This window comes from Pelomonas cellulosilytica (assembly GCF_021353265.1).
In the GTDB taxonomy this organism is placed as follows: domain Bacteria; phylum Pseudomonadota; class Gammaproteobacteria; order Burkholderiales; family Burkholderiaceae_C; genus Pelomonas; species Pelomonas cellulosilytica.
This window is the reverse complement of sequence record NZ_JAJTWU010000012.1, coordinates 15121-26621: the sequence shown is the minus strand read 5'-3', so window position 1 is coordinate 26621 and position 11501 is coordinate 15121. Positions and strand designations below refer to the sequence as shown.

Sequence of the window (11501 nt, the reverse complement as noted above, 5' to 3'; positions counted from 1 at the left end):
GCCCCTGCCGGCCTACTTCTTGGGCAGCAGCACGCGGTCCACGACGTGGGCCACGCCATTGGTGGCCACGAGGTCGGGTTGCTGGACGATCGCATCGTCGACGGTGACGAAACTGCCCGCCGTGGCCAGTGCCAGCGTGCCGCCCTGGCGAGTTTTGGCGGCGCCCGGCTTCACGTCGGAAGATGCCAGGCGGCCTTCCACGATGTGGTTGTTCAGCACTGCGCGAAGCTGGGCGCGGTCGGCGGCCAGCGCCTCCATCGTCTTCGCCGGCAGCGCCTTGAAGGCCTCGTCGCTCGGCGCGAACACCGTCATCGGACCCGTTGCCCGCAGTTCATCCCCCAGCCCGGCCTGGGCGACAAGGCGGTTGAATGTGCCGAGTTGGGGCTCACGGCCCAAAGTGTCTGCAAGCGGCGCGGGTGCGGGCGTGGTGGCGCAGCCGGTGATGAGCAAACCGGCGGCGAGGCAGGCGAGGAGCGAGCGACGGATCATGGCTTGGGTTCCCGGCGTCGAAAGTTGGAGCCTGTGCACTCTAGAAGTGCAATATGACGATCGCACGACATGTTTGTGACGACTGTCATAAAGCGAATTCCCAGGCTTCACAGCTGGGCCGTCGAGGCGTCCAATGCGGCGTTGATGAAAGCGCGGTCACCGAATCGTCATATTGAGTCCCTAGGATGCAGGTCATTCTTCAAACCGCCCAGCGGAAGGTGTCTCAGATGAATGTTGTCCAGGTCAGCAAGCTGCTCGCCATCACGGCGGGCTTTTTCGGTGCCCAGGTGGCCCTTGCTCAGGACGTGACGGGTGCCGGCGCAACGTTTCCCGCGCCGATCTACGCCAAATGGGCCGATGCCTACAACAAGGCTACCGGTGTTCGCATCAACTACCAGTCGGTGGGCTCTGGCGCCGGCATCAAGCAGATCAAGGCCAAGACGGTCGACTTCGGCGCGTCCGACATGCCGCTGAAGGACGAAGACCTGGCCAAGGATGGTCTGGTGCAGTTCCCGACCGTCATCGGCGGTGTCGTGCCGGTGGTCAACATCAAGGGCATCGCCCCGGGCCAGATCAAGCTGACAGGCGCCGTGCTGGCCGACATCTACCTCGGCAAGATCACGAAGTGGAACGACGCGGCTGTGACCGCACTGAACCCTGGCGTGCCTCTGCCTGACGCGGTCATTGCACCGGTGGCCCGCGCCGACGGTTCGGGCACGACCTTCATCTTCACGAACTACCTGTCCAAGGTCAGCCCGGAGTGGAAGGACAAGGTTGGCGAAGGCACGACGGTCAAGTGGTTGGCTGGTACTGCCGGCAAGGGCAACGAAGGTGTTGCCGCCTTTGTGCAGCGTCTGCCCAACTCCATCGGCTACGTCGAGTACGCCTATGTGAAGCAGAACAAGATGACGTTTGTCCAGCTGAAGAACAAGGATGGCCAGTGGGTCAATCCCAGCGACGACGCCTTCAAGGCCGCCGCCGCCGGTGCCGACTGGAACAAGACCTTCTACCAGATCACCACCGAACAGCCGGGCAAGGCGTCCTGGCCCATCACCAACCCGACGTACATCCTCATGTACAAGTCGCAGGACAAGCCTGTGAACGCCAGCGTCGCGCTGAAGTTCTTTGAGTGGGCCTACGCCAACGGCGACAAGATGGCCGACGAGCTCGACTATGTCGCGCTGCCGGCTAGCGTGAAGGATCTGGTGCGCAAGCAGTGGACCGACCAGATCAAGGACACGGCCGGCAAGCCGGTCGCCTTCAAGTGAATCCCGGGCGCAACGCTTGGCATTGATGCAGGCCCGGCTTCGGCCGGGCCTTGCCACATCCATCGCGCGCCCTTGACCGACCGCCATCCCAGGAGGTTCCTTGGCAGCCATCCTTCCCGCCGGTGATGCCGGCATCGACCGCGGCGAGCCGCAGACCGCCCCCATGAGCCCTCAACCACAGCGCCGCCGCGTCGCCCCCTGGGCCGATACGCTCTTCGCCGCGCTGTCGCAGGGCGCGGCTTGGCTGACGCTGGCCTTGATGGTGGGCATCATCGGCTCGCTGATCGTGGGCGCCGCGCCGGCGCTGAAGGCCTTCGGCCTGGGCTTCCTGACGAGCGCGGAATGGGATCCGGTGCAGGAGAAGTTCGGCGGCCTCGTGATGATCTACGGCACGCTGGCCAGTTCCTTGATCGCGCTGGCCATCGCCGTGCCGGTGAGCTTCGGCATTGCGATCTTCTTGACCGAGCTGTCCCCCAGTTGGCTCAAGCGGCCGCTGGGCATCGCGATCGAGTTGCTGGCCGCCGTGCCGTCCATCGTCTACGGCATGTGGGGGCTGCTGGTGTTCGGCCCCATCCTGGCTACGTTCGTTCAGCAGCCGCTGCAGGCGCTGCTCGGCGGCGTGCCGGTGCTGGGTTCGCTGGTGTCCGGCCCGCCAGTGGGCATCGGCATCCTGTCGGCCGGCATCATCCTGGCGATCATGATCATCCCGTTCATCGCGTCGGTGATGCGGGACGTCTTCGAGGTCACGCCGCCGATGTTGAAGGAATCGGCCTACGGCCTGGGTGCCACGACCTGGGAGGTCGTCTCGCGCGTCGTGCTGCCCTTCACGAAGACCGGAGTCGTCGGCGGCATCATGCTGGGCCTCGGCCGGGCGCTGGGCGAGACGATGGCGGTCACCTTCGTCATCGGCAACATGAACCAGCTCAATTCGCTGTCCGTCTTCGAGGCGGCCAACAGCATCACGTCGACGCTGGCCAATGAGTTCGCCGAAGCCGGCGAAGGCCTGCATCAGGCCTCGCTGATGTATCTCGGCCTCGTCCTCTTCCTGATCACCTTCGTCGTGCTGGCCATCTCCAAGCTGCTGCTGGCGCGGCTGAAGAAGAGCGAAGGAGCCCGCTCGTGAGTACCTCTTCCATCGACGCACGCCGCCTGGCGATGCACCACAAGCGCAAGCGCATCAATGTCATTGCGCTGACACTGTCGCTCGGGGCCATGGCCTTCGGCGTGTTCTGGCTGATCTGGATCCTGTTCGAGACCATCTACCTCGGCATCGGCGGCCTGAACTGGGCCACCTTTACAGAGATGACGCCGCCGCCGCAAGGCGAGGGCGGCGGCTTGGCGAATGCGCTGTTCGGCAGCTTCGTCATGGTGGGCCTGGCCACGCTGGTGGGCACGCCCATCGGCATCCTCGCGGGTGTCTACCTCGCCGAATACGGCCAGAAGAACTGGCTGGGCGGCACCGTGCGTTTCATCAACGACATCCTGCTGTCCGCGCCGTCCATCGTCATCGGCCTGTTCGTCTACGCCGTCGTCGTGGCCAGGATGAATAGCTTCTCCGGTTATGCGGGCGTCGCGGCGCTGGCGCTGCTGGTCATCCCCGTCGTCATCCGCACGACGGAGAACATGCTGAGCCTCGTGCCCAACGCGCTGCGCGAGGCGGCCTATGCGCTGGGCACGCCGAAGTGGAAGGTCATCATGGCCATCACGCTGAAGGCGGCACGCTCGGGCGTGATCACCGGCATCCTGCTGGCGCTGGCCCGCGTGTCGGGCGAGACCGCACCGTTGCTGTTCACGGCGCTGTCCAACCAGTTCTGGACCGCCAACCTCGGCTCGCCGATGGCCAGCCTGCCGGTGACGATCTTCAAGTTTGCGATGAGCCCCTATGAGAACTGGCAGAAGCTCGCCTGGGCCGGCGTCTTCCTGATCACCGTGGGCGTGCTGCTGCTGAACATCCTGGCCCGCGTGCTCTTCAAGAACAAACACTGAGGAATAGACCATGGACGCAAAAGTCGAAATGCCCGTGGGCGAACGTGCCAAGCTGTCGGTGCGCAACCTGAACTTCTATTACGGCGGCTTCCACGCGCTGAAGAACATCAACCTCGACATCCCCGAGAAGAAGGTCACCGCCTTCATCGGCCCGTCGGGCTGCGGCAAGTCCACGCTGCTGCGCACGCTGAACCGCATGTTCGAGCTCTACCCCGAGCAGCGCGCCGAAGGCGAGATCTTGCTCGACGGTGAGAACATCCTCACCAGCAAGGATGACGTGTCGCTGATCCGAGCCAAGGTCGGCATGGTGTTCCAGAAGCCCACGCCGTTCCCGATGTCCATCTACGACAACATTGCCTTCGGCGTGAAGCTGTTCGAGACGCTGCCGCGCGTGGAGATGGATGAGCGCGTGGAATGGGCGCTGAAGAAGGCGGCGCTGTGGACCGAGGTCAAGGACAAGCTCAACCAGAGCGGTTCCGGCCTGTCCGGCGGCCAGCAGCAGCGCCTGTGCATCGCACGCGGTATCGCCATCAAGCCCGAGGTGCTGCTGCTCGACGAGCCGTGCTCGGCGCTGGACCCGATATCCACCGGCAAGATCGAGGAGCTCATCCACGAGCTGAAGGCGGACTACACCGTCGCCATCGTGACCCACAACATGCAGCAGGCCGCGCGCTGCTCTGACTACACCGCCTACATGTACCTCGGCGACCTCATCGAGTTCGGCCCCACGGCCGAACTCTTCATGAAGCCCAAGCGCAAGGACACCGAGGACTACATCACCGGCCGCTTCGGCTGATTCAGGAGCAAAGAATGGTCGACAAGCATCTCTCCACCCAATTCGACGCCGAGCTCAGCGGCATCTCCACCCGCGTGCTCGAGATGGGCGGCCTCGTCGAGGCCCAGGTGGCCCAGGCCGTGCAGGCACTCAACGACTTCTCGCCGGAATCGGCGGACGAGGTGCTGGCGCGCGAAGGCCGCGTCAACGCGATGGAAGTCGAGATCGATCGTGATCTCTCCAGCATCATTGCTCGTCGTCAGCCCACAGCGCGGGACCTGCGCCTGCTGATCGCCATCAGCAAGAGCATCGCCAACCTCGAGCGCGTCGGCGACGAGGCGGCGCGCATCGCCCGCACGGTGCAGCGCTTGGTCTCGAGCGGCGTGTCGAGCCGGCTGCGCGTGCCGATGGGCGACCTGGCCTTCGAGGCCGAGCTCGCCACCGGTCAGCTGCGCAAGGCGCTGGATGCCTTCGCCCGCCTGGACGTCGAGCGCGCGCTGGACGTGTTGAAGCACGACGACGAGATCGACAAGGAATTCGACGGCCTGCTGCGCAAGCTCATCACCTACATGATGGAAGACCCGCGCACGATCTCGTCGTCCATCGACCTCGTCTTCGTCGCCAAGGCCATCGAGCGCGTGGGCGACCACGCCAAGAACCTGGCCGAGGTCATCATCTATGTGGTCAAGGGCCAGGACGTGCGGCACAACACGCCCGAAGCTGTGGAAACGATGGTCCGCTGAACATGAGCCGAATCCTTGTTGTCGAAGACGAGTCGGCAATCGCCGAGCTCATTTCCATCAACCTGCGCCATGCCGGCTTCGAGGTGACGCTGGCGGGCAGCGCCACGCAGGCCCAGTACGAGGTGGACCGTGTGCTGCCCGACCTCGTCGTGCTGGACTGGATGCTGCCAGGCCAGAGCGGCGTGGCGCTGGCCCGCCAGTGGCGTGGCGCCGCGCGCACGAAGGAACTGCCCATCATCATGCTGACGGCGCGTGCGGAAGAGGGCGACAAGATCGCGGGTCTCGACGCCGGCGCCGACGACTACGTCACCAAGCCGTTCTCGACCAACGAGCTGCTGGCCCGCATCCGAGCCGTGCTGCGCCGCAAGGCGCCCGAGGCGCTGGACAGCGCCGTGGAGATCGGTCCGCTGCTGCTGGACCCGGGCACACGCCGCGTCAGCCGCGATGGCGTCGAGGTCAAGCTGGGCCCCACCGAGTTCCGCCTGCTGCACTTCCTCATGACGCACCCGGAGCGCGTGCACAGCCGCTCTCAGCTGCTGGACCGTGTCTGGGGCGACCATGTCTTCATCGAGGAGCGCACGATCGACGTCCACGTCAAGCGGCTGAGGGAGGCACTGGAGCGCGTGCAATGCGCCCGAATGATCGAGACCGTCCGCGGTGCCGGCTACCGGCTGACGCAGCAGAGCAGCGCCCTGTCGGCCTGAGTCTCGCCGGCCGTTCATGACCTGGTTGTTGCCACGCCTGCTGCTGGCCTTCGGCGCCACGCTGCTCGGCTTCGTTCTCGGTGCCGCCGTGCGTGCCGCCACGGGCGTCGACAGCCTGGGCCTCGGCCTGGGCGTCGTGATGGGCGTGCTGACGGTGCTGATGTTCGACGCCGTTCGGGGCCATCGGCTGCTGAGCTGGCTGCGCGGCAACCAGACTGATGGCGCGCCGCGCGACACCGGGTTGTGGGGCGAGCTGGGCTACCGCGTCGAGCGCGCCATGCGTGACCGTGACCGTGCTGTCGCGCGCGGGCGGCTCGAGCTGGAGCAGTTCCTGTCCGCCATCGAGGCGTCGCCCAACGGCGTGCTGATGCTGGACGCGCAGGAGCACATCCTTTGGTGCAGCCGTGTGGCGGCCGACCATTTCGCGCTGGACCCCAAGCGGGACCTGCAGCAGCGCATCACCAACCTCGTCCGCGCGCCGGCCTTTGTCGCCTATCTGCAGGCCGGCCGTTATTCCGAGCCGCTCGTGCTGGGCAACAGCCGTGGCCGCGGCACGCTGTCCATCATCGTGCGCGAGTACGGTGACGGCATGCGCCTCGTGCTGTCGTTGGACATCACGGAAAGCCTGCGCGCCGAGGCGATGCGGCGTGACTTTGTCGCCAACGTCTCGCACGAGATCCGCACGCCGCTGACGGTGCTGTCCGGTTTCATCGAGACCATGCATTCGCTGCCGTTGACGGCGGTGGAGCGCGAGCGCGTGCTGGTGCTGATGAACCAGCAGACGCAGCGCATGCAGACGCTCGTTGCCGACCTGCTGACGCTGGCCCAGCTGGAAGGCAGCCCGCGCCCAGCACCGGACCGCTGGGTCAGCCTCGATGGGCTGCTGCTGCGCGTCGCGGCCGACGCCGAGGCGCTGTCTGCGGGCCGCCACAAGCTGCGCCTCAAGCCCACGACCGGTGTCGAGCTCGCCGGCATCGAGAGCGAGCTACTCAGCGCGGCGGCCAACCTCGTCACGAACGCGGTGCGCTACACGCCGGACGGGGGTGAGGTGGAGGTCTGCTGGCGGCTGCTGGAGGACGGCAGCGGCGAGATGACCGTCATCGACACCGGCCCCGGCATCGCGCGCGAACACATCCCGCGCCTGACCGAACGCTTCTACCGCGTGGACGGCAGCCGCTCGCGCGAGACGGGCGGCACGGGCCTGGGCCTGTCCATTGTCAAGCACGTCATGCAGCGCCATGGGGGCGAACTGATGATCCAGAGCGAGCTCGGCACGGGCTCGCGCTTCCGGTTGGTCTTCCCGGCCGCTCGTGTGCGACAGGCCAGTGATTCCGCGTTGGGCGACGAGGCCGCGTTCGGCGGCGCCGCGCTCTCACATCACTGACGCCTGAGAAGCACCAGCCCTGCGTTGCCGCTGCGGTCCGTCGGTCGCTTCACCTGGGCCAGCACCTGCCAGCCATGCGGTGTCGGCTGGCTGGTGCCGATGACGCCGTAACTGCAGGAGGTGGTGTCCAGCGATCCACGGCCCTGCACGGACCAGCGGCCATGCCATTCCAGCGCAGCCAGCGTCGGCAGGCTCTGCCCGGGCGCGGCCAGGCAGGCCACGTCCGGCGGCATGCGCGCTTGCAGGCGCGACACCAGCGGCGCCAGGCTCCGTGCGTAATCCAGCGGCGGCAGCAGCAGGCTCATGACGAGCAGCCAGCCGAGCGCGACACCGCCTGCGGGCAGCGCGAGGCTCTTCCACAACGCGTGGCGGTGGCGCGCTGTGCGCCAGCGCACCAGCGCCAGCCAGGCCGCCGTGGCCCCGATGGCGAAGACCAGCGCCACCAAACTGAACTGCGGCTCGAAGCCCTCTGCCAGCCGGCGCAGGTTGGCCAGCGGACGCGGCGGCCAGCCGGTGTGCATGGACAGGTAGTAGAGCCAGAAGAACAGGGCCGCGGCACTGAAGAAGAACACCGAGAACCAGTCGACGGCGGCCGCGAAGCCGCGGCTCAACGTCGGCAGTGCAAACGCGGCGAGGATGGCCAGGGATGGCAGCGCGAGCAGCAGCGCGCGATCAGAGCCGTCCATGGTCAGGCAGGCCATCACCGGCACCAGCAGCGCGATGGCCGGCACGCTGATATGCCGGCGCAGGCCGTGCCGCCGCCAGCGCCACAGCGTCCACAGCGCCAGCGGCAGCGACGGCCAGCAGAACCACGTCAGCAGACTCAGCAGCGAACCGAGATCCACGCCGGCATGGACTCGCCAGGCCCAGCCCTTGAAGGCCCAGGCGGACAGCACCGCCAGCGTCAGCGCACCGAGCAGCCAGACACGCTGGTTCTTGGCTTCATCGTAGCTCGAGCGGTGGTTCAGCAGCAGGCCAAGGGCGCCCAGACCGCAGGCGACGGTGGGGGCGTCGCTGGCCGCCAGCACCGGCAACGACAGCAGCACGGCCATACGCGAACGATCCGGCCTGAACGGGGCCGCCGCCAGGCCATAGAGATAGACCGAAACCGACAGCAGCTGAAGCAGCTCGGGCGTCGTCTCGTGGCCCAGTTGCAGCAGTCCGAGTGAGGCCATCAGCGCCAGCAGCGCGCCATCGGCCAGCGCGCGCGCGTAGTCCACAGCGTGGGCCTCGCCGCCGAAAGCGAACGCCACTGGCTGCGCGGCCTCGGTGCGCGCGAGGTGGAAGCAGGCGTACCACACGGCAATGAACACTCCGGCCAGCACGAGTGCGTAGGGCAGCCGCGCGGCGACCGGTGCGTCCAGGAAGGGCAGCGCCTTGATTGACAGCGCGCCCAGCCAGTAGGGCAGAGGGCCGCCCTCGGCGGGGATGCCGGCGATGGCCGGCTGCCACCACGGCGCACGGCCCTGCGCGATGCTGGTCATGAAGCCGAAGGCTGTCAGGTCTGCGTTGCGCCAGGGCGCGCGGCCGAAGATGCCCGGCAGCAGATAGGCAGCGCACAGCAGGATGAGGGCCAGCCGTGGCAGGCGCACGGCGCCACGCTCGGCGACGATTGCGGGGGTGGGAAGGTTCACGCGCGAGAGTTCGTTGAAGCCGGCCGGCATGATGCCGTCAAACGCCGGTCGGCAATGCAAAAGGGCAGCCGAGGCTGCCCTTTGTTGAGGTGTTCGTTGGTGCGGCGGAACAGCCGCCACCCGATCACTTCTTGAGGTGAGCGAACTTGTTGCGGAACTTCTCGACGCGACCGCCCAGGTTGTCCACGCTCTTCTGCGTGCCCGTGTAGAAGGGGTGCGATTCGCTCGTCGTTTCCAACTTCACCAGCGGCAGCGTCTTGCCGTCGATCTCGGTGGTTTCCTTGGTCTGGACGGTCGAGCGCGTCACGAACTGGAAACCGTTGGACAGGTCGACGAACGCGACTTCGCGGTAGTTGGGGTGAATGCCTTCTTTCATGGGAACCTCTCGGCTAGGTTGGGAGCCACGCGGCTGGACTTGAGCTGCGCACTTTCCAGGGGTTGTCTGGGCGGAAAACCCGCGATTCTAGCGGGCTTCCCGGCGGTTTGGCTAGTTTAGGGGTGAAGGCTAATGGCTGTGCATGCGGGAAATGCACAGCCTTCGCGAGGCGTCGGACCTGCCGTAGTGCATGTCCTCGGTCCTTGCTTACCCGCCGCGCCGCATCATGTCGAAGAAGTCCAGGTTGTTCTTCGACGCCTTCATCTTGTCGAGGATGAACTCCATCGCCTCGATCTCGTCCATGTTGTAGAGCAGTTTGCGCAGGATCCAGCTCTTTTGCAGGATTTCGGGCTTGAGCAGCAGCTCTTCACGGCGCGTGCCGGACTTGTTGATCAGGATCGAGGGGTAGACGCGCTTCTCGGCCATGCGGCGATCCAGGTGGATTTCGCAGTTGCCAGTGCCCTTGAACTCTTCGTAGATGACCTCGTCCATCTTCGAGCCGGTGTCGATGAGCGCCGTGCCGATGATGGTCAGCGAGCCGCCTTCCTCGATGTTGCGTGCCGCGCCGAAGAAGCGCTTGGGGCGCTGCAGCGCGTTGGCGTCCACGCCGCCGGTCAGCACCTTGCCGGAGCTGGGCAGCACGTTGTTGTAGGCGCGGGCCAGACGGGTGATCGAGTCCAGCAAGATGATCACGTCCTTCTTCAGCTCGACCAGCCGCTTGGCGCGCTCAATGACCATTTCGGCCACCTGCACGTGGCGGGCGGCGGGCTCGTCGAAGGTGGAGCTGATGACCTCACCGCGCACGGTGCGGATCATCTCGGTCACTTCCTCGGGACGCTCGTCCACCAGCAGCACGATCAAATGGCAGTCCGGATGGTTGGCCACCAGCGCGTGCGCCAGACTCTTCATCATCTCGGTCTTGCCGGTCTTGGGCTGCGACACGATCAGCGCGCGCTGGCCTTTGCCGATGGGGGCGATCAGGTCGACGATACGACCGGTGATGTTCTCTTCGCCCTTGAAGCCCTCGCGCTCGAGCCTGAACTGCTCTTTCGGGAAGAGCGGCGTCAGGTTCTCGAACATGATCTTGTTCTTGCTCTCCTCCGGCGTCTGGTTGTTGACGCGGTCAACTTTCACCAGCGCGAAGTAGCGCTCGCCGTCCTTGGGTACGCGAACCTCGCCCTCGACGAGGTCGCCGGTGTGGAGGTTGAAGCGGCGGATCTGGCTGGGACTCAGGTAGATGTCGTCGGTGGACGCCATGTAGCTGGCCTCGATCGAGCGCAGGAAGCCGAAGCCGTCGGGCAGCACTTCCAGCACGCCATCGCCGAATACCTGCTCGCCGGCCTTGGCGCGCTTCTTCATGATGGCGAACATCAGCTCCTGCTTGCGCAGGCGGGTGACGTTGTCGATCTCCAGCTCTTCGCCCATCTGGATGAGGGCGGAGACGTGGAGGGCTTTCAGTTCTGAGAGATGCATGGGTGAACACCCGTCTGGGGCCGCGGCGCCAGCCAAGGCGCCTACGGCGATGTCACGGCCGCCCCGCAGGAAAGGACTGAACCTGTCACCGCTCAACAGCGAACGGCGCAGCGTCAGAAAATACGTTGGGGAGGGGGAGCCGAGTCCACGCTGGCTGGGTTCTTCGTGGAACCCGGGGCGTGTTGGCTTTGACTGCCACAGCGTGGCGCCGGGAGGCGCCTGTCACGCTGCAACAGCTGAACGCGATTATAGGTTCGCGTCGATGAAGGCGGTCAACTGGGCCTTGGACAGGGCACCGACCTTGGTGGCGGCGAGCTGGCCGTCCTTGAAGATCATCAGCGTCGGGATGCCGCGGATGCCGAACTTGGCGGGCACTTCGCGGTTCTCGTCGACGTTCATCTTGGCGATCTGCAGCTTGTCGCCGTAGCCGGTGGCTACCTCGTCCAGGATGGGCGCGATCATCTTGCAGGGACCGCACCATTCGGCCCAGTAGTCCACCAGGACCGGCTTGCCGGACTGGATCACGTCGGCGTCGAAGGACGCGTCGGAAACATGCTTGATCAATTCGCTGCTCATGGGAGGGTTCCTTGGCCTCTAAGGGGTGGCGGTCACCGCGGGGGCGCCGTCCGAATAGGCAAAATGATTGTGACATAGCCACTTTTGCCCCGA

At 65.9% G+C, this 11501-nt stretch carries 12 protein-coding genes; 7 read left to right on the top strand and 5 right to left on the bottom strand.

Annotated features, from left to right (window positions below):
- Positions 1 to 12: 12 nt before the first annotated feature.
- Positions 13 to 489 (bottom strand): fasciclin domain-containing protein, encoded by a 477-nt coding sequence (locus tag LXT13_RS25420; protein WP_233375119.1) that lies wholly within the window; start codon positions 487 to 489, stop codon positions 13 to 15.
- A gap of 227 nt (positions 490 to 716) precedes the next feature.
- Between LXT13_RS25420 and pstS the strand changes: the two genes are divergently transcribed.
- The 7 genes from pstS to phoR all read left to right on the top strand — a co-directional run bounded on the left by pstS (position 717) and on the right by phoR (position 7349).
- Positions 717 to 1757, top strand: a complete 1041-nt coding sequence (pstS, locus tag LXT13_RS25415) for a phosphate ABC transporter substrate-binding protein PstS (protein WP_233375118.1) — start codon at positions 717 to 719, stop codon at positions 1755 to 1757.
- Positions 1758 to 1920: 163 nt separating this feature from the next.
- The gene (pstC, locus tag LXT13_RS25410; protein ID WP_233375202.1) at positions 1921 to 2880 is read left to right on the top strand and encodes a phosphate ABC transporter permease subunit PstC; all 960 of its coding nucleotides are present in this window, start codon (positions 1921 to 1923) and stop codon (positions 2878 to 2880) included.
- Entirely contained in the window at positions 2877 to 3743 is an 867-nt protein-coding gene (gene pstA / locus LXT13_RS25405; protein ID WP_349254864.1) for a phosphate ABC transporter permease PstA, read from the top strand. Before pstC ends, pstA begins: the two co-directional genes overlap by 4 nt.
- A 10-nt stretch (positions 3744 to 3753) precedes the next feature.
- Complete coding sequence (pstB, locus tag LXT13_RS25400) at positions 3754 to 4539, top strand: phosphate ABC transporter ATP-binding protein PstB (RefSeq protein ID WP_233375117.1); 786 nt, start codon at positions 3754 to 3756, stop codon at positions 4537 to 4539.
- A 14-nt stretch (positions 4540 to 4553) separates the two neighbouring features.
- Entirely contained in the window at positions 4554 to 5261 is a 708-nt protein-coding gene (phoU, locus tag LXT13_RS25395) for a phosphate signaling complex protein PhoU (protein ID WP_233375116.1), read from the top strand.
- A gap of 2 nt (positions 5262 to 5263) precedes the next feature.
- Entirely contained in the window at positions 5264 to 5965 is a 702-nt protein-coding gene (phoB, locus tag LXT13_RS25390; RefSeq protein WP_233375115.1) for a phosphate regulon transcriptional regulator PhoB, read from the top strand.
- 16 nt (positions 5966 to 5981) lie between these two features.
- A complete protein-coding gene (gene phoR / locus LXT13_RS25385; RefSeq protein ID WP_233375114.1) occupies positions 5982 to 7349 on the top strand; it encodes a phosphate regulon sensor histidine kinase PhoR in 1368 nt (455 codons plus the stop codon).
- Here the strand turns inward: phoR and LXT13_RS25380 are convergent.
- The 4 genes from LXT13_RS25380 to trxA all read right to left on the bottom strand — a co-directional run bounded on the left by LXT13_RS25380 (position 7343) and on the right by trxA (position 11408).
- Entirely contained in the window at positions 7343 to 8983 is a 1641-nt protein-coding gene (locus LXT13_RS25380; protein WP_233375113.1) for a hypothetical protein, read from the bottom strand. The genes phoR and LXT13_RS25380 overlap by 7 nt on opposite strands.
- Before the next feature lie 124 nt (positions 8984 to 9107).
- Positions 9108 to 9359, bottom strand: a complete 252-nt coding sequence (locus LXT13_RS25375) for a type B 50S ribosomal protein L31 (protein WP_233375112.1) — start codon at positions 9357 to 9359, stop codon at positions 9108 to 9110.
- 207 nt (positions 9360 to 9566) lie between these two features.
- Positions 9567 to 10832 (bottom strand): transcription termination factor Rho, encoded by a 1266-nt coding sequence (rho, locus tag LXT13_RS25370; protein ID WP_233375111.1) that lies wholly within the window; start codon positions 10830 to 10832, stop codon positions 9567 to 9569.
- Between the two features lie 246 nt (positions 10833 to 11078).
- Positions 11079 to 11408 carry a thioredoxin TrxA gene (trxA, locus tag LXT13_RS25365; RefSeq protein ID WP_233375110.1) on the bottom strand — a complete coding sequence of 110 codons (330 nt, stop codon included), beginning with the start codon at positions 11406 to 11408 and terminating at the stop codon, positions 11079 to 11081.
- Positions 11409 to 11501: the final 93 nt, after the last annotated feature.